This window comes from Varunaivibrio sulfuroxidans, from assembly GCF_029318635.1.
In the GTDB taxonomy this organism is placed as follows: Bacteria; Pseudomonadota; Alphaproteobacteria; order Rhodospirillales; family Magnetovibrionaceae; genus Varunaivibrio; species Varunaivibrio sulfuroxidans.
Genome location: NZ_CP119676.1, coordinates 1,473,097 through 1,489,886, shown reverse-complemented (window position 1 = coordinate 1,489,886; position 16,790 = coordinate 1,473,097). Strand labels below are relative to the sequence as shown.

Sequence of the window (16,790 nt, the reverse complement as noted above, 5' to 3'; positions counted from 1 at the left end):
ACGCATGGCGCGTGGTTACGGCGTGGGGCGACGCATGCGCGTCTTATCGCGGAGACGTCCTGGGTTGACATCATGTTAAATGTTAACGTTTCAATTTTAGGCGATGTATTGCCCGCCGTTTATGGTCAGGGTGGTCCCGGTGATGAAAGCGGACTTCTCCGAGGCCAGGAAGACCACACCGTGGGCGATTTCTTCCGGTTCGCCGAGGCGTCCGACGGGTATGGTGGGGATGATTTTGGCGTCGAGCACTTCCTGGGGGACGGCCTTGACCATTTCGGTTGCGACATAACCCGGCGCGATGGCGTTGACGGTGATGCCCTTGGCTGCGGTTTCCTGGGCCAGCGCCTTGGTGAAGCCGATCACCCCGGCCTTGGCCGCGGAATAGTTGGTTTGCCCGGCCTGACCTTTCTGACCGTTGATCGAACTGATGTTGATGATCCGCCCGTACTTGCGCTCGCGCATCCCGTCGATCACGTTGCGGCACATGTTGAACAGGGAATCCATGTTGGTGTTCATTACGCAGCGCCAATGTTCGGTGGGCATTTTATGCAACATGGCGTCGCGCGTAATGCCGGCGTTGTTGACCAGAACGTCGATCGCGCCCAGGTCTTGTTCGATGTCGGCGACGCCTTTTTGGCAGTGTGCGAAATCGCCGACGTCGAACTTATAGACCGCGATCGCGGTTTCGTTGTTGAACGCCAGCGCCGCTTCCTCGTTGCCGCAATAGGTGGCGGCGACGCGATAGCCCGCGTCTTGCAACGCGATGCTGACCGCGCGCCCGATTCCGCGCGTCCCTCCCGTAACGACTGCAACTTTGCTCATGGCGCGCCCCCCTCTCTTTGATGATGATGGTGCCACCCTGTCGTGGCTTGTATTTTTGTGGCGTCTCATTGCGCCATTTTAACGGCATTATTGTGTATCGTTTATGGCCGTTCCAGGCACATCGCGATGCCCATGCCGCCGCCGATGCATAAAGTGGCCAGGCCCTTGTGGGCGCTGCGTTTTTGCATTTCGTGCAGCAGCGTCACCAAAATCCTCGCTCCCGAAGCGCCGATTGGATGGCCGATAGCGATCGCCCCGCCGTTGACGTTGACCTTGTCGGTGTCCCAGCGCAGTTCCTTGTTGACGGCGCAGGCCTGAGCGGCGAAGGCCTCATTGGCCTCGACTAGGTCGAGGTCGCCGACCGACCATCCGGCCTTCTTGAGGGCGGCGCGCGATGACGGGATCGGGCCGGTGCCCATGATCTCGGGATCGACCCCGGCGGTCGCCCACGATGCGATGCGCGCCAAAGGCGTAAGTCCGCGGCGCTTCGCCTCGGCGGCGCGCATCAGGACCACGGCGGCGGCGCCGTCATTGATTCCCGAGGCGTTGCCCGCCGTCACCGTGCCGTCTTTTTCGAAGGCCGGGCGTAACTTCGCCATGCTTTCCAGCGTCGTGCCGTGGCGGGGATATTCGTCGGTATCGACGACGATGTCGCCCTTGCGGGTCTTGATCGTGACGGGAACGATTTCATCATGGAAGCGACCCGCCGCCTGGGCGGCCTCGGCCTTGTTCTGCGAGGCCACGGCGAAGGCATCCTGTTCGGCGCGGTCGATGGAAAATTTGCGGGCGACGTTTTCCGCCGTGGTTCCCATATGGTAGCCGTTGAAGGCGTCCCACAGGCCGTCCTTGATCATGGTATCGACCATTTGCGCGTCGCCCATCTTGGTTCCGGCGCGCAGGTGCATGCAGTGGGGCGACAGGCTCATGTTTTCCTGGCCCCCGGCGACGACGATGTCGCTATCGCCCATGGCGATCGCCTGGTAGCCAAGCGCCACCGTGCGTAGACCCGAGCCGCAGACCTGATTGATCGTGTAGGCGGTGCGCGCCGTGGGAATACCCGCCGCGACGGCGGCTTGGCGGGCCGGATTTTGCCCCGCGCCGGCGGTGAGGATTTGTCCCATCACGACCTCCGAAACATCGCCCGGATCGACCGCCGCGCGTTTCAGCGCCGCGACGATCGCCACCCGCCCGAGCTCGTGCGCGGCGACGGAGGCCAGGGCGCCGTTAAAAGCGCCGACGGGTGTGCGGGCGGCGGCGGCGATAACGATGTCGGTCATGGAAGGGCTCCTTAAAGAGGGTTTCCGGGGCGCGCCCGGAAACCCGGGGCGTGTGGAAGGTTGAAACGCCAAGGGGTCTTTCTCCGTTCAACCAAGGCGCGCGCCGTTTCGTAAAAGAGTAACGGAGCGGAGCCAGCGCAGACAAGAAAAATGTTGGATGGGTAAACGCCGCTCCGAACCTAACCCAGCGCGCCCAACCAGCGCGCCCACGGTTCGTAAAAAACCTTTCGGGCGCGCCCGCCGACGACCATGCCGATATGCCCGGCATCGACGTCGAGGCGGTGAGCGCCCCGAATTTTGGCGATCAACGCGCCGGCGCTGGGCGCGGGGACAATGTGGTCCTTGCCCGAAATGGCGCCGAAGACCGGCAGGGTCAGGCGTTCGGGGCGCACCGCCCGCCCGCCGATGGTCCATGTCCCCTTGCCCGGGGTGTTGGCGCCGAACCAATCGAATAGGGCCTGGCGCGCCAGCGGGGCGCTCAAGGGGACGCCGTCGCCCAGCCAATCTTCCAATTGAATAAAGGTGTCGCGCTGTGCGCTGGCCTTGGGCATGGCGTTGAAACGGCGAAATTTCGCCACCGTCAAAAACGGATCGAGTAACGAAAACAAGGTTTGAATGCTATCTACCCCAAGGGGAGCGCCGTTCTCGGTGAGAATTTCGATAATGGGGCGGGCGGCTTTGACCATGGCGATCGCCGCCGCGTCGTAGGCGTGAAAATCCCATGGTGTCGCGATTAGCGACAGGCTCGCGCACGTGCCGGGATTGCGCGCGGCCAAAGCGGTGGCGAACAGTCCCCCCATGCAGTAACCGCCGATGTGCGCCGATCCGCCGCCAAGTGCGGCCACTTGGGCGAGGGCGGGCTCCAGACGGCGAAGAATATATGCATCGGCGCCAAAGGCGCGCTCGTCCACCCCGGGAGCGCCCCAGTCGAGCACGAAGGGATGAAATCCCGAGGCCGTCAGCCAACGACACAGGCTGCGTTCGTCCGTCAGATCCAGGATATGGGCGCGGTTGATCAGCGAAGGCACCAGAAGAATGGCCTTGCCCGGGGTTATGGTGGACGAATAGCCGAGGGCGCGCAGGCATGTGGCGCCTTCGCGCCATACCACGCGCCCCCGCGCCCGGCGTGGCGTGCGCCCCGCCCCGCGATAGGCGCGCACGCCTGCGATGAATTCGGCGACGGTCTTGCCGGCCTGGACGGTCACGGCGTGGGCGAAGGCCTCAGGGTCGGCGTCGCGAAGCTTTCGTGCGAGGCTTTGCGTTTGTGTTTCGAGCTTCGGACTCCAAGCGATGGACCCGCTCCTCAAGAGCGGCAATGCGGCTTGCGAACTGAGCGCAATCCACGTCTGAAGGGCGAGGTGTAGGGGGAGAGGCCGCGGTCCCAGGGGAGGTGGGGTGTGCGGGAGACGGGGTGGGAGCATGGTCTGAGCCCTGTTTTTGCGCGGCGTCCTTGGCGGCGAACGCCGAGCCTTGCGCCGCCATATGTGCGAACGCCTGTGCGCTGGAATTCATCAGGTCGAGCGACTGCGTCAGCATGTGCAGGGTTTCGGGGTCGTTGGCGACGCTTTGTAAGTGTTCCTGCCACAAGGCGATGTACTCACGCGCCAGAGCATCCAAGTCAAGGGTGTCGCTCATAAATTTCCCACCATTCCCAATTTCTCCGGACGGCGCCGTATCTCTTCGGGTGGACGGCGGGAGGCCAGAGTGGATCAGTATACCCCCCGCTTCGGAGCGCGGCAAACCTTTCGCGCCTCACCCGCTTTTCTCTCCGCCCTCGTTTTGGTGGTGGAGCGTCGGCTTGAGTTGGCGTTCCCCTTATTTGTGCAACATTGCGTTGCAGCATTTTGGAGCGATGGCGTATAAGGGAGGAGCGTTCGGACCTGTTCCGATATTGGCAACGGATAAAAACGACGGGAAAAATCATGGCTGAAAACAGTGGTGCGGGCGCTGAGCCCATTACGATTAAAAAATACGCCAATCGTCGTCTTTACAATACCCAGAGCAGCAGTTACGTGACGCTGGATTACCTGGCGCAGATGATCAAAGACGGTACCGATTTTGTCGTGTACGACGCCAAGACGGGCGAAGACATCACCCGTTCCGTGTTGACGCACATCATCGTCGAGGAAGAGGCCAAGGGGCAAAGCCTTCTGCCGCTCGGCTTTCTGCGCCACCTGATCAGCTTTTACGGCGACAGTCTGCAGTCGTTGGTGCCCAGTTACCTGGAACAATCGATGCAGTCTTTCGCCCATAATCAAGAACAGATGCGTCATTACATGCGGGACGCATTCGGCGGTATGAATCCCTTCGCCCAGTTCGAGGATATGGGCCGTAAAAACATGGCGTTATTTGAAAATGCCATGAAGATGTTCGCCCCCGACCTGGAGCGCGGCGCGAAACCGGAGGGGGGCGGCAAGGGGGATAAACCGGCCAGGACATCTTCGCCGGTGGGCGGCGAGCAAAGCAAAAGCGATGTCGCGGAGATGCGCGCCAAACTTACCGAAATGCAAAAACAACTGGATGCGTTGGCGGGCAAGAAATAATACGCGACCGCCGCCCTTGCTCCGTTCGCCGAGTACGGCAGGTTCACGGGGTTTGAGCTTGAAAGCGTCGCCCTAAAAAATATCGCGCACGACACGAAACCCGATACCGTAGCTGTTGACCCGGGCGTCATTCTTGAAGCGCCATGCCGAGGTGAGGTTCTTGCTGAAATAGTACCACGACCCACTGCGCATGACCCGGTTTTGACAGGCTCCCTTCAGCCACGGCGAGCCGTCTCGGGGGGCGCCTTTGTAATTGGGATTCCAGCAATCCTGGGTCCATTCCCAGACATTTCCGTGAACATCATAGAGACCCCAGGGATTGGGTTTATAGCTGCCGACGGGTCGGGTCTTGTGGGATATTTTCGCCGCGCAGTTGCGGCAATTGGCGCGCCCGACGCCGATGTCGTTACCCCATGAATAGGCGCTCGTCGTTCCGGCTCTGGCGGCGTACTCCCATTCGGCCTCGCTGGGCAATCGATAACTTTGGTGGGTTTTCACGCTGAGCCACAAGGCGTAATCGCGGGCGTCCTGCCAAGTCACGTTGATCACCGGCCTGCGCCCGCGGCCCCAACCGTGATCGTCGGGTATTTTGTCGCATCCGCCGTCCGCGACGCAGACGGCCCATTCGTCGAAGGTGACCTCGTACTTACCGATCGCGTAGGGATAGGCGATCGATACCGGGTGAGCAGGGCGTTCGGCCCGGTAACGTCCGTTGGTTCCCATGGTGAACGCACCGGGCGGCAGGGCGATCATGGTTGGGCATTGGGAACAATCCTTGAAGGCCTGAAACGGTTTCGGCGTCGCCGCCGCCAGAATGGGGGGCGGGGCGTCGGGCGCGCGCGATGTCTCCGCGCCCGCCCGCGTCCCCCCGGCGGCGAGGACAAAACCAAGCGCGACGATGCACAAGGCGCGCGTATATTTAATGATGAACGCCATGCCTTGAATTTAGCGCAGCATGACGGCTTGGGCTAGAAAATCTCGTCCCCTGCGAGACGCGATCAAGGAAATTTTTCGATGTGAGCCAGCGCCCAACGGGCGGCTTCGCCGACCTGGGGGTCGGGATCGGCGCATAGGGCGCGGACCCGCGCCAGTAGATCGTGGCTCCGGCCATCGCCATTGGCGATGGCGTACAATACGTTGCGCACGAACCGCCCGCGTTTGCTGCGCTTGACCGGGGACCCGGCGAACAGGGCGCGAAATTGGGCGTCGTCGAGTTGAATAAGGTCGGCCAGGCGAGGGGCGGTCAATTCGACGCGGGGATGAAAGGCGTCTTCGCGCGCCGGTTTGGCGAATTTATTCCACGGGCACACGGCGAGACAGTCGTCGCAGCCGTAGATTCGGTTGCCCAGATCCCCGCGCAGCGCTTCGGGGACCGATGTCTTGGTTTCGATGGTCAGGTACGACACGCAGCGCCGGGGATCGATTTTTCCTTCAACGTTGAGCGCCTGGGTCGGGCAGGCGTCAATGCATAACCGGCACTGCCCGCAATGGTCGGTATGCGGGGCGTCGGGGGGGATTGTCAGGGTGGTGAAAATTTCACCCAGGAACAGCCACGAGCCGAATTCGCGTGAGACGATATTGGTGTGCCGCCCGCGCCACCCGATGCCCGCGCGCTGAGCGATCGGTTTTTCCATGACCGGCGCGGTATCGACGAAGACCTTGAGCGCCGAGGGGTGCGCCGCGACGATCCAACGCGCCAGCCGTTTCAGTCTCTTTTTGACGACATCGTGGTAATCGCGGCCCTGGGCATAAACGCTAATTGCGCCACGATCCTTGTGGCTGTGAACCGCCAGGGGGTCGCGTCCGGGGCTGTAGTTGACGCCGAGTGCGATCACGCTTTGTACCTCGGGCCACAGCGCCGTCGGCGACTTGCGCCGCTCCTGGGTATCGGCCATCCACGCCATGTCGCCGTGCAGCCCCTGCGCCACATAGCTCGCCAGGGCGCGGGCGGGCGCGCCGTCGTCGCCGGCGGCGGCGAACCCGACCGCATCGAAGCCGATGGCGTGGGCTTCTTGGCGGAGGTGTTCCTTGTCGGCGGGTGATAAAGCAGTCATGGCGGCGATCCTACAGGCCGCCATGACGAAGGTGCAAGACAAACGGAAATGCGCTTTTGCGACTTATACCTCGTCTGCGTCGATGACCCAGGGTTCCGTGCGGGCGGCGTCGGACCAGACGGTCATGGCGTCCAAGGTGAGGATCGTGTCGGCGTAGGCCCGGCAAGTATCGTCCAGGGCGACGCCGTAGGTCGTAAAACGGCTGACGATGGGGGCGAACATGGCGTCGGCGTTGGAAAAGGCGCCGAACAAAAACGGCCCGTCCGCACCGAACGCGGCGCGGCAATCGCGCCAGATCGCACACACCCGGGCGATGTCGTCGTCAACGCCCGGCCCGCGGCCCTTGTCGGGCGCGGTTTTCCGGATGTTCATCGGCATATGGGCCCTGAGCGCGGCGAACCCGGCATGCATCTCGGACGAGACCGCCCGCGCGGTGGCGCGGGCGGCGGGGTTTTCCGGCCACAGACGGGCGGCGGGGAATTTTTCCGCAAGGTACTCCAAAATGGCCAGGGATTCCCATATTCGTAGGTCGCCGTCGATCAACAGTGGGACCTTTTTGTTCGGCGAAAGGGCGGCGATGGCGTCGTCCCACCGGGCGTCGAACAGGGGGATCAGCTTTTCGGTGAAAGGAATATTGGCGACCGACATCGCCAACCAGGGGCGCAACGACCAACTAGAATAATTTTTATTGCCGATCACGAGGGTCGGTACGGTCATGACGAGGCCCCCTTCTTGAATTGGGCGTGAAAAGGCGCGTGTCGTAACGGTAACCGGTCGCTTGGAATTTTTTAGGATTTTCCCTGAGACTCAGCCAAAGCGCCCGGTGACGTACTCGGCGGTTTTTTGCACTGAGGGATTGGCGAATATTTTTTCCGTCGAATCGAATTCGATCAGTTCCCCAAGGTACATGAACGCGGTGTAATCGGAGGTGCGCGCCGCCTGTTGCAGGTTGTGGGTCACCACGGCGATGCAGAAATCGCGGGCGAGGTCGGAAATTAACTCCTCGATGTGTGAGGTGGAAATCGGATCGAGCGCGGAGGCCGGTTCGTCCAACAGCAACACGGTTGGGCGAATGGCGATGGCGCGGGCGATGCACAGGCGTTGTTGCTGGCCGCCGGATAGGCTGAGGCCGCTACGTTTCAGCTTGTCTTTGACCTCGTCCCACAGCGCGGCGCGGCGCAGGGCTTCTTCGACTCGGTCGCGGATATCGGCCGCCGGAAGTTTCTCGTGGAGGCGGATGCCAAAGGCGATGTTCTCGAAAATGGTCATCGGAAAGGGGGTCGGTTGCTGGAAAACCATCCCGACTTGGGCGCGCAACTGGTCGATCTTGACGGCGTTGGATAGGATATCCTTGCCGTCGAGAAGGACTTCTCCGGTGGCCCGCTGGTTGGGATAGAGCGTATAAATTTTGTTAAGTACGCGAAGAAGGGTCGATTTTCCACATCCCGACGGCCCGATGAAAGCGGTGACGCGGTTGTCGTGCAGGGGCAGGGAAACGCCCTTTAGGGCTTCGTAGCCATCGTAATAAAAACGCAGATTTTTAATTGTCAATTTTTCGGTTTGGTCGCTCATACCCGGTCCTTGTTCGAGGGAAGCGTTCGTTCGGCGTGGCTCGGCAAGCGAACTGTCGTTCATCATAACCATCGGTCAAATCCTTTTCGTGGAGCGATCGCGCGAAGCCAAAAGTCGAGCCGTAATATTGATGAAAAGAACGGCGGCCGTGATCAACAGGGCGCCGGACCAGGCCAATTTTTGCCAATCGACGTAAGGACTGAGCGCGTATTGGAAAATAACGACCGGCAAATTGGCCATCGGCGCGTTCAGGTCGGTGCTCCAAAATTGGTTGTTCAGCGCCGTGAACAATAACGGCGCGGTCTCCCCGCTGACCCGCGCGAGGGCGAGCAGGACGCCAGTGAGAATACCGCCCTTCGCGGCGCGATAGGAAATGCTGGTAATGACCCGCCAACGGGGCGCGCCCAGGGCGCTGGCCGCTTCGCGCAGGCGGTCGGGCACCAACAACAGGCTGTCCTGTGTCGTGCGCACGATCACCGGTATGGCGATAATGGCCAGGGCGACCGTTCCCGCCCAGGCGGAGAAATGGCCCATCGGGACGACCATCAATTCGTATACGAACATGCCGATGATGATCGACGGCGCGCTGAGTAGGATGTCGTTGACAAAACGCGCGACGGCTCCCAGTTTCGAATCGCGGGCGTATTCGGCCAGATACGTCCCCGCTAAAATGCCCAGGGGGGCGGCGATCATGATCGCCAAGGCGTTCATGAAGACGCTGCCGAAAATGGCGTTTGACAGCCCTCCACTTGCTCCCGGTGGGGGGGTCGTTTCGGTGAAAAGAATAAGATTCAGGCTGGTGATTCCCTTGCTGAGCAGTGTCCACATGATGATGGCGAGCCAAAATAGGCCAAACGCCGTCGCCACAGTGGCGAACGCGAGAGACAATCTGTTGATCAGTTTTCGTTTGGCGTAAATATCCACGAGATCTATCCCTCGGCCTTCTTGATCCGGTGCAGCATGTATTGCGCCACGGAGAGAACGATAAACGTGATGACGAAAAGAATAAGGCCCAGGGCGAACAGCGACGAGGTGTAGATGGGCGTCGTCGCTTCGGTGAATTCGTTGGCGATCGAGGCCGAGATCGTGGTCCCGGGAGCGAGGATCGAGGCGCTGATGCGATGGGCGTTGCCGATCACGAAGGTGACCGCCATGGTTTCGCCCAGCGCCCGGCCCAGTCCCAGCATGATCGCCCCCAGCATGCCGACCTTGGAATAGGGGATGACGACGTTCCAGATGACCTCGGTCGTGGTCGCTCCCAGGGCGTAGGCCGATTCTCGTTGTAAGGACGGCACCGTCAGGAAAACGTCTCGGGTGACTGTGGTGATGAACGGCAGCACCATGACGCCCAGGATTAATCCCGCGGTCAGGATGCCAATCCCGTAGGGCGGTCCTTGAAAAAGGTTGCCGATGATGGGGATGTCCCCGAACCGGTCGATCAAAAACGGTTGGATATGCCTTTGCATGTAGGGGGCAAGCACGAAAAGCCCCCAGATGCCGTAAATGATACTGGGGATGCCGGCTAGAAGTTCAATTGTGATGGCGAACCCGTGGCGCAATTTTTCGGGGCACAGTTCGGTCAGGAAAATGGCGATCCCAACGCTGATAGGCACCCCGATCAGCATCGCGATCAGCGCCGTCTCTAAGGTGCCGGCGATCGGCGCCGCTGCGCCGAATTGGCTGGTGACGGGGTTCCAGACCTCGGCGGTCAAAAAGCCGAGGCCGAATTCTTTTAACGCCGGCGCGGCCCCGATGGATAGGGTGTACATTACGCCGCCCAGCGAAAGCATGACGATGATCGCCGCACTCAAGGAGACGCTGGAAAAAGCCTTGCCGATCCATGATCTGGGACCTGCCGTTCCGTCGTCGGGTGTCGCAGGTCCCGTGGGGAAGGTGTTTTCTTCGGCGCCGCTCATGCGTTCGATCCTATTTTGCGTGTTATCTCGCGTGTTATCATGAGGATTCCCTCTCTTGACGCAAGGTCTGTTTTCCGCCAATTCGGCGGGGTCTTAAAATCTTTTTGCAAAAAGCCCCTCGGAGGGAGCGGCCCTTTGCAAAAAGACTGAGTGCGGACGTATCCGCGCCCGCACTCAGTCCCTCGTGCATGGTCCGGCGGAAAGACACCATAAGCCCCGCCGGACAAGACCTACGCCTTAGCGAAACGCGAGCGCTTTGCCGTGGCTGTCCTTGATGTCTTTCTGCCAGGTATCTTCGACCATTTTGACGACGCTCATGGGCATCGGGATGTAATCCAGAGACGCCGCGGCGTCGCCGCCGTTGTGGTAGGCCCATTCGAAAAACTTCAGGGCTTCCGAGGAGGCCTTGTCGTCAACCGGCTTTTTGTACATCAAAATGAAGCTCGCCGCGGTGATCGGCCAGCTTCCGGCGCCGGGCTGGTCGGTCAGGATCAGACGGTAACCGGGGGCATGCGCCCAGTCGGCGTTGGCGGCGGCGGCCTGAAAGGCGTCGCTGGTCGGGGCGACGACGTGGCCTTCTTTGTTTTTCATCTTGGTGTAGGACAGCGCGTTCTGCTTGGCGTAGGCATACTCGACGTAACCGATCGAGTCGCCGGTCTGCTTGACCATGTTGGCGACGCCTTCGTTGCCCTTGGCGCCGATGCCGACGGGCCATTGAACGGAAGTGTCGGAACCGACGGTGCTCTTCCAGCTGCTGCTGACCTTATTCAGGTAGTTGGTGAAGTTAAACGTGGTGCCCGAACCGTCGGAGCGGTGAACGACCGCGATTGACTTGGACGGCAAGTTAACGCCGGGGTTGATTGCGGCGATTTCGGGATCGTTCCATTTCGAAATTTTGCCCAGGAAAATGTTGGCGAGGGTCTCGCCGTCGATCACCAATTCACCCGGCTTGATGCCTTCGACGTTCACGATCGGCACGATGCCGCCCATGATCATCGGGAACTGAGCAAGACCGTATTTATCCAGCACATCGGACTTCAAGGGCTTGTCCGAAGCGCCGAAGGTCACGGTCTTGGCCTGGATCTGTTTGATGCCACCGCCGGAACCGATCGACTGATAGTTCAGGCCCATTCCGGTTTTTGCTTGGTAGGCCTGAGCCCACTTGGCGTAGATCGGATAGGGGAAGGTGGCGCCGGCGCCCGAAATCTGGCCGGCGTGTGCGATGGTGGCGCTAGCCGCGACGCCCACGACGACGGCGGCGGCGCGCACGAAATTCGAATTCAACAAGTTCACGAGAGGTTTCCTTTCTCATCCCTAAGACATGGCGGGGGAGCCCCCCCCAAACCAAACCCCCTGCACCCAAGGTGACAAGGTCCCCGTATCTATCGCGCTTGTTGGTGACAGTTTTATTGCAATTCGAAGGATTTGTCTGTTTTTGCCGTCAAAGGTATCGGGAAAAAAGAAGCAATATCGATCTACTCTTTTGATTTTAAATATTTTTTATGAATTAAGATTGTCTTCATTTTTTCCGCGTCTCAAGGCTGTGTATCTCTTCGGGACGTTTCTTCGCGCGGGGGCGACGCGCCTTTTTGTGGTTTTTGGCCGCGCAGAATCCGCGTGGGGCGGCCACGGGTTACCCCACAAATTGATTAAAAATCAAGCAATTTTATTAAATGGCTAATTTTTAATCAATTTGTGGGGTGAAATCGCCGAAGCTTTCGGCCCCGAATCATGGCGTCTCGCCTCACGGCGCGATTATTTGGATATTTCTCCGGTCGCCTTATCGCGATCCCTGCGTTCGACCTCCTCGGGATCGGCGGTGATGGGGCGGTAAATTTCGACGCGCGCGCCCTCCTCCAGGAGGGCGTCGAGTTTGGTGATTTTGCCGAAGATACCGACTTTTTGCGTGTTGAGGTCGATCTCGGGGAATTTTTGGAGAATGCCCGAGCGGACGATCGCCTCGCCGACCGTGCTGCCGTCGGGCACGTCGAGTTTGATCCAGACTTGGCGGAAGGATTGACCGTAGGAAACGCCGACATGCATGGCGAGGGAACCTCCGTGGATGATGTTGTGCGCCGGTTTAGGCCGTACCGTGCGCGTGCGCGCCGGGCGCGCATCCGGCTTGATCGGATTGACGGCGGCGGCCCTCAAGGGCGCGTTTTAAGGCGAGGAGAAAACCGAGTGCGAGAAATCCGCCGGGCGGCAGGACGAAAAGAAGGAAGCCGGAATAATGGGGGATAACCGTCACTTGCAGGAAGGAGAACGGTTGTCCTAGGAAAGTGGCGGCGTTGGCGAACAAGGTGCCCTTGCCCAGGATTTCGCGTACGAACCCGACGGCGACCAGAGCCAGGGTCATGCCCAATCCCATCATCAGGCCATCCAAGGCCGCCGCCCACACCGGCTGGCGGAAGGCGAACGCCTCGGCGCGTCCAAAAATGGCGCAGTTGGTGACGATCAGGGGAATGAACAACCCCAAGACCTGATACAGCGTATGAACCCAGGCGTTCATCGCCATATCGACCGCCGAAACGAGGGCGGCGATCACGAGGACGAACACGGGGATGCGGATTTCATCGGTGATCAGGGGTCTCAGGGCGGCGATCAGGGCGTTGGAGACCACCAACACGGCGGTGGTCGCCAGACCCATGCCCAAGCCGTTGGTCGCCCCTGCGGTGACGGCCATCAAGGGGCATAGCGACAGTTTTTGCGAGAAGACGATATTGTTGCGCCACAATCCGTCGGCGGTGATTTTCCACGGGGAAGGAACGGAGCTTACGGCGCTCATGGGGTTATCCTTTTCCTTTTTCGGGCGGGGACGTCGGCGCGGCGGGGGCAAGCATCGCCGCCTTGTGAGCGTTGAAAAAGGCGAGGGCGTTCTTGACCGTCAACACCACGGCGCGCGGCGTGATGGTGGCGCCGCTGAATTGATCGAAGGCGCCGCCGTCCTTTTTGACTTTCCATTTTTCTTTGGGGAGTTTGACGAACGACAGTCCGGAAAAGCCCAATATCCAAGAACTTTTGCTGGTCTCGATGTTGTCGCCCAGGCCCGGCGTCTCGTTGTGGGCGAGCACGCGCACTCCGAGAATCCGACCGCTCTTATCGATGCCCATCACCAGCTTGATCGGGCCACCGTAGCCCTCGCCGGAAATGCGAAAGGCGACGGCGACCACCCGACCGTCTCTCTTGGCCTGATAGACGGTCAGGGGCTTGCCGTCCGGGCCGGGCAGCATGATCGTGTCCTCGGCGGGGTCGTTGTCGTGCCCCCTCGGAGGCAAAACCTGACCCAAGGAACGTTGCAGATCCTCGGTCTGGCGTTGGGCGATGGCCGGGGCGCTGAACCGGTCGGCCGCGGCCAGAAGGCCCGAGGCGACCAGGGCGAAGCCGCCCAGCAAAAGGGCGTGGATGTAAAATCCTTTTTTTCGAGGCTGTTTTTTATCGTTGTCCGCGTTCATGCGCGCTTCTCCACGGTGATCGCCGCGCCCTTGCGGGTGCGCCCATGGATGCGTGGGCGCAGATAACGGTCGATCAGCGGCGTCAGCGCATTCATCAACAGGACCGCGAAGGCGATCCCTTCGGGGAAGCCGCCCCAGGTGCGAATGATGTAGGTCAACGCGCCGCAGCCGATGGCGAAGACGATGCGCCCTCGGGTGCTCGACGGTGAGGTGACGGGATCGGTGGCGATGAAAAACGCCCCCATCATCGTCGCTCCGGACAGCACGTGGACGGTGGCGGAGGAATAGACCTTGGGGTCGATGGCGTGAAAAGTCGCCGCGAAGGCGGCGATGGTGGCGATCATGGCGAGCGGGATGTGCCAGCGGATGACGCGGGTCGCCAACAAGAACAGGCCACCCAAAAGGATCAGCGCCGCCGACGTTTCACCCAGGCTGCCCGCGGTGTGACCGAAGAACATGGCGTTCAGGTCGGGCAGCGACGACAGCGCATCGGCGACGGAAACGCCGCGTCCGGTTTCGGTGCGAATGTGGCCCAGCACCGAGGCGCTGCTGACGGCGTCGAAAAACGCCGGCTGGGGCATGAAGGTAATGCGCAGGCTGTCGAGCCATCCGGGCGCGCCGGGATCGGTCAGGCCCAAGGGTTTGACGAAAGTCGTCATGTCGAGGGGGAACGAAATCAGCAACGCCACCCGGGCCATCATCGCCGGGTTGAAGACGTTTTGGCCGAGGCCGCCGAAGATCTGTTTGGCGACGACGATCGCCAGCGCCGAGCCCAGCACCCCGATCCACCACGGCGCCCACGGCGGCAACGACAACACCAATAACACACCGGTCAACAGGGCCGACCCATCCATCAGGCAGGGCAGGACGGGGCGGCGCATCGCCGCGACGCAAAGCGCCTCGAAAATTAGCGCCGAGACCATGGTCACCGCGCACAGCAAGAGCGCGGGCCGGCCGAACAGGAAAATGCCGTACCCCGTCGTCGGGATCAGGGCGATCAAAACCAGGGCCATCGACGTCGATGTGCTGGCCTTGCCGTGCAGGAAGGGGCCGCTTTTGAGAAACGCCGTGCTCATGCGCCGACCTTCCGGGGTTCGGCGGGCGCATCGGACGCCCCCCGGGCGGCGGTGTTTTGCGTCTTTTTACGCGCCGCCATGCGTTTGGCGAGGGCTTCCTTCTTGGCTCTGGCGAGGCGCTCCATCCGCTCGGCGCGGGCCTCGACCAGGCGCTTTATTTCGGTGTTTCTGTGCGCTTCGCGCTGTTCGACGGCCATCCGTCCCTTGGCGTAGTTAAAATATTGCACGAGGGGAATTTTAGAGGGACAAGTGTAGGCGCATGCCCCGCAGCCGACGCAATCGAGAAGTCCGTAGGCGACCGCGCTCTGCAAGTCTTCTTTGCGGATACGCAGGACCATTTCGAGGGGCATTAATCCCGATGGGCAGGCATCGACGCAGCGTGCGCAGCGGATGCACGCGCGTGTCTCGGGGCTCGCCTTCGTGCCTTGGTCCAGGGCGAGAACGCCGCCGCTGGCCTTGACGATGGGTGTGGCGGTGTCGGCCAGGGGCGCGCCCATCATCGGGCCGCCCAGCAGCAGGCGCGGCGCATCTTGGGTCAGCCCACCCGTGAAGGCGATCAACTCGGCGATTCGGGTTCCGATGGGCGCCCACAGGTTGGCCGGCGTCTTGATCGCTTCGCCGCTGATGGTGACGACGCGGCGGATCAGGGGGCGGCCATGGCGCACCGCTTCGTGGACGGCGAACGCCGTCGCCGCATTATGCACGACGACGCCGATATCGGCGGTCAGGCCGCGCGCCGGAGTCTCGCGTCCGGTCAGGGCGTGCACCAGATGTTTTTCCGATCCCATCGGATAACGCGCCGGCACGGCGACGATGCGGATATGGGAAAATGCCCTTGCCGCCAAACTCATGGCGTCGATCGCTTGGGGCTTGTTGTTCTCGATCGCGACGATGGCGTCGGCGGCCCCCAGAGCGCGGCGCATGGCGTCAACGCCATCCAGCACCTCGGCCCCATGTTCGCGCATCAGGCGGTCGTCGCAGGTCAAGTACGGCTCGCATTCGGCCCCGTTGATGACCAAGGTTTTAAGGGCGTAGCGTTCGCGGAGGTTCAACTTTACCGCGCTGGGGAAGGTCGCTCCACCCATGCCGACGATGCCGCAATCGCCGACCCGCCGGGCGATGTCCTCGGGGTTGGCGCGGCGGGGATCGAGGGGCGGGGGCAAGGAGCCCCATTCGTCCCGACCGTCGGCGGCAAGAGTGATCGTGCGGATCGGCAGGCCCGATGGGTGGGGCGCCGGGTGGCGTCCGATGGCGACGATTTCGCCCGACGTCGGGGCGTGCACGGGGGCCGACACCCGACCCTGGGCGCGACCGAGAAGTTGACCTTTCTTAACGCGGTCGCCGATTTTTACGACGGCTTCGGCGGGGGCGCCGATATGCTGTTGCAGGGGGATGTAGAGCCGATCGGGCATGGGCAACGTCGCGATCGGCTTTTCGGCGCTGAGGTTTTTATGGTCTTCGGGGTGGACGCCGCCGCGAATACGGAACCACCGTCCCCGTGTCCAGACTATGCCCATAATGTGCTATCCTCGTGTGTGTCGGTCATGCCGCCCTCTCAAGGGGTTTGGGCCAATACCAGGTCTGCATGGTCTGGGGAACGGGGCGCAGGCGCAGGCATTCGGTAGGGCAAATATCGACGCACTTGCCGCAACCGGTGCAGGCCTCTTGGATGACGATGTGAATTTGCCGCGAGGCCCCCATTAGGGCGTCGGTCGGGCATTTCTTGAAACATTTGGTGCATCCGATGCATAAATCCTCGTTGACGAAAGCGATTTGCGGAACCTGATCCTCGACTGACGACAGGTCCAGAACGACGCCTAATTTCTCCGCCAATTGGGCCGCCAGGGTGCGTCCGCCGGGGGGGCACAACGTCACATCGACCTTACCCTCGGCCAGGGCCTGGGCGGCGGGAGAGCAACCGGGAAAACCGCACTGGCCGCATTGCGAGCCGGGCATCATTTTTTCGATTTCCTCGCCCAGGGGGTTGCCTTCGACGCGCAAATACTTCGCCGCCAACCCAAGAAGAAAACCCAAGGTCAGTCCCATTGCGGTCAAACTGAATACGGCGTTGAGCATCC

The 16,790-nt window shown here is 61.4% G+C and carries 18 protein-coding genes; 1 reads left to right on the top strand and 17 read right to left on the bottom strand.

Annotated features, from left to right (window positions below):
* Positions 1-96: 96 nt before the first annotated feature.
* The 4 genes from phbB to P3M64_RS07010 form a co-directional block, all read right to left on the bottom strand.
* Complete coding sequence (gene phbB, locus P3M64_RS07025; RefSeq protein ID WP_132939421.1) at positions 97-822, bottom strand: acetoacetyl-CoA reductase; 726 nt, start codon at positions 820-822, stop codon at positions 97-99.
* A gap of 101 nt (positions 823-923) precedes the next feature.
* Positions 924-2,099, bottom strand: a complete 1,176-nt coding sequence (locus tag P3M64_RS07020; protein ID WP_132939422.1) for an acetyl-CoA C-acetyltransferase — start codon at positions 2,097-2,099, stop codon at positions 924-926.
* Between the two features lie 179 nt (positions 2,100-2,278).
* Positions 2,279-3,304: an alpha/beta fold hydrolase gene (locus P3M64_RS07015; protein ID WP_165886345.1), complete on the bottom strand. Its 1,026-nt coding sequence runs from the start codon at positions 3,302-3,304 to the stop codon at positions 2,279-2,281.
* 16 nt (positions 3,305-3,320) lie between these two features.
* Positions 3,321-3,734 carry a hypothetical protein gene (locus P3M64_RS07010; protein WP_165886346.1) on the bottom strand — a complete coding sequence of 138 codons (414 nt, stop codon included), beginning with the start codon at positions 3,732-3,734 and terminating at the stop codon, positions 3,321-3,323.
* Positions 3,735-4,021: 287 nt separating this feature from the next.
* On the opposite strand from P3M64_RS07010, the gene phaR reads away from it, so the two are divergent.
* Positions 4,022-4,642, top strand: coding sequence for a polyhydroxyalkanoate synthesis repressor PhaR (gene phaR / locus P3M64_RS07005; protein ID WP_132939424.1), 621 nt, complete (start codon positions 4,022-4,024; stop codon positions 4,640-4,642).
* A gap of 72 nt (positions 4,643-4,714) precedes the next feature.
* Here phaR and P3M64_RS07000 read toward each other — a convergent pair whose 3' ends face one another.
* The 13 genes from P3M64_RS07000 to P3M64_RS06940 form a co-directional block, all read right to left on the bottom strand.
* The gene (locus P3M64_RS07000) at positions 4,715-5,578 is read right to left on the bottom strand and encodes a formylglycine-generating enzyme family protein (RefSeq protein ID WP_132939425.1); all 864 of its coding nucleotides are present in this window, start codon (positions 5,576-5,578) and stop codon (positions 4,715-4,717) included.
* Positions 5,579-5,640: 62 nt separating this feature from the next.
* Entirely contained in the window at positions 5,641-6,696 is a 1,056-nt protein-coding gene (queG, locus tag P3M64_RS06995) for a tRNA epoxyqueuosine(34) reductase QueG (protein ID WP_243644789.1), read from the bottom strand.
* A 63-nt stretch (positions 6,697-6,759) separates the two neighbouring features.
* The gene (locus P3M64_RS06990) at positions 6,760-7,413 is read right to left on the bottom strand and encodes a glutathione S-transferase family protein (RefSeq protein WP_132939426.1); all 654 of its coding nucleotides are present in this window, start codon (positions 7,411-7,413) and stop codon (positions 6,760-6,762) included.
* Positions 7,414-7,503: 90 nt separating this feature from the next.
* Positions 7,504-8,268, bottom strand: a complete 765-nt coding sequence (gene pstB / locus P3M64_RS06985) for a phosphate ABC transporter ATP-binding protein PstB (RefSeq protein WP_243644790.1) — start codon at positions 8,266-8,268, stop codon at positions 7,504-7,506.
* Positions 8,269-8,343: 75 nt separating this feature from the next.
* Entirely contained in the window at positions 8,344-9,192 is an 849-nt protein-coding gene (pstA, locus tag P3M64_RS06980) for a phosphate ABC transporter permease PstA (protein ID WP_132939427.1), read from the bottom strand.
* A 5-nt stretch (positions 9,193-9,197) separates the two neighbouring features.
* Positions 9,198-10,184: a phosphate ABC transporter permease subunit PstC gene (pstC, locus tag P3M64_RS06975; RefSeq protein ID WP_132939428.1), complete on the bottom strand. Its 987-nt coding sequence runs from the start codon at positions 10,182-10,184 to the stop codon at positions 9,198-9,200.
* A 237-nt stretch (positions 10,185-10,421) separates the two neighbouring features.
* Entirely contained in the window at positions 10,422-11,477 is a 1,056-nt protein-coding gene (pstS, locus tag P3M64_RS06970; protein ID WP_243644791.1) for a phosphate ABC transporter substrate-binding protein PstS, read from the bottom strand.
* A 462-nt stretch (positions 11,478-11,939) separates the two neighbouring features.
* Positions 11,940-12,227, bottom strand: coding sequence for an RnfH family protein (locus P3M64_RS06965; RefSeq protein WP_132939499.1), 288 nt, complete (start codon positions 12,225-12,227; stop codon positions 11,940-11,942).
* A 37-nt stretch (positions 12,228-12,264) separates the two neighbouring features.
* Positions 12,265-12,969: an electron transport complex subunit E gene (locus tag P3M64_RS06960; protein ID WP_132939429.1), complete on the bottom strand. Its 705-nt coding sequence runs from the start codon at positions 12,967-12,969 to the stop codon at positions 12,265-12,267.
* Between the two features lie 4 nt (positions 12,970-12,973).
* Positions 12,974-13,636, bottom strand: a complete 663-nt coding sequence (gene rsxG / locus P3M64_RS06955; RefSeq protein ID WP_132939430.1) for an electron transport complex subunit RsxG — start codon at positions 13,634-13,636, stop codon at positions 12,974-12,976.
* Complete coding sequence (locus tag P3M64_RS06950) at positions 13,633-14,712, bottom strand: RnfABCDGE type electron transport complex subunit D (RefSeq protein WP_132939431.1); 1,080 nt, start codon at positions 14,710-14,712, stop codon at positions 13,633-13,635. Before P3M64_RS06950 ends, rsxG begins: the two co-directional genes overlap by 4 nt.
* Positions 14,709-16,229 (bottom strand): electron transport complex subunit RsxC, encoded by a 1,521-nt coding sequence (gene rsxC / locus P3M64_RS06945; RefSeq protein ID WP_132939432.1) that lies wholly within the window; start codon positions 16,227-16,229, stop codon positions 14,709-14,711. The genes P3M64_RS06950 and rsxC overlap by 4 nt, the downstream gene beginning before the upstream one ends.
* Positions 16,230-16,254: 25 nt before the next feature.
* Entirely contained in the window at positions 16,255-16,788 is a 534-nt protein-coding gene (locus P3M64_RS06940; RefSeq protein WP_132939433.1) for an RnfABCDGE type electron transport complex subunit B, read from the bottom strand.
* Between the last annotated feature and the right edge of the window lie 2 nt (positions 16,789-16,790).

Coding starts and splice junctions, on each gene's coding strand:
- phbB (WP_132939421.1), bottom strand. CDS start 822: ATGAGCAAAGTTGCAGTCGTTACGGGAGGGACGCGCGGAATCGGGCGC.
- P3M64_RS07020 (WP_132939422.1), bottom strand. CDS start 2,099: ATGACCGACATCGTTATCGCCGCCGCCGCCCGCACACCCGTCGGCGCT.
- P3M64_RS07010 (WP_165886346.1), bottom strand. CDS start 3,734: ATGAGCGACACCCTTGACTTGGATGCTCTGGCGCGTGAGTACATCGCC.
- phaR (WP_132939424.1), top strand. CDS start 4,022: ATGGCTGAAAACAGTGGTGCGGGCGCTGAGCCCATTACGATTAAAAAA.
- P3M64_RS07000 (WP_132939425.1), bottom strand. CDS start 5,578: ATGGCGTTCATCATTAAATATACGCGCGCCTTGTGCATCGTCGCGCTT.
- queG (WP_243644789.1), bottom strand. CDS start 6,696: ATGACTGCTTTATCACCCGCCGACAAGGAACACCTCCGCCAAGAAGCC.
- P3M64_RS06990 (WP_132939426.1), bottom strand. CDS start 7,413: ATGACCGTACCGACCCTCGTGATCGGCAATAAAAATTATTCTAGTTGG.
- pstB (WP_243644790.1), bottom strand. CDS start 8,268: ATGAGCGACCAAACCGAAAAATTGACAATTAAAAATCTGCGTTTTTAT.
- pstC (WP_132939428.1), bottom strand. CDS start 10,184: ATGAGCGGCGCCGAAGAAAACACCTTCCCCACGGGACCTGCGACACCC.
- P3M64_RS06965 (WP_132939499.1), bottom strand. CDS start 12,227: ATGCATGTCGGCGTTTCCTACGGTCAATCCTTCCGCCAAGTCTGGATC.
- P3M64_RS06960 (WP_132939429.1), bottom strand. CDS start 12,969: ATGAGCGCCGTAAGCTCCGTTCCTTCCCCGTGGAAAATCACCGCCGAC.
- rsxG (WP_132939430.1), bottom strand. CDS start 13,636: ATGAACGCGGACAACGATAAAAAACAGCCTCGAAAAAAAGGATTTTAC.
- P3M64_RS06950 (WP_132939431.1), bottom strand. CDS start 14,712: ATGAGCACGGCGTTTCTCAAAAGCGGCCCCTTCCTGCACGGCAAGGCC.
- rsxC (WP_132939432.1), bottom strand. CDS start 16,229: ATGGGCATAGTCTGGACACGGGGACGGTGGTTCCGTATTCGCGGCGGC.
- P3M64_RS06940 (WP_132939433.1), bottom strand. CDS start 16,788: ATGCTCAACGCCGTATTCAGTTTGACCGCAATGGGACTGACCTTGGGT.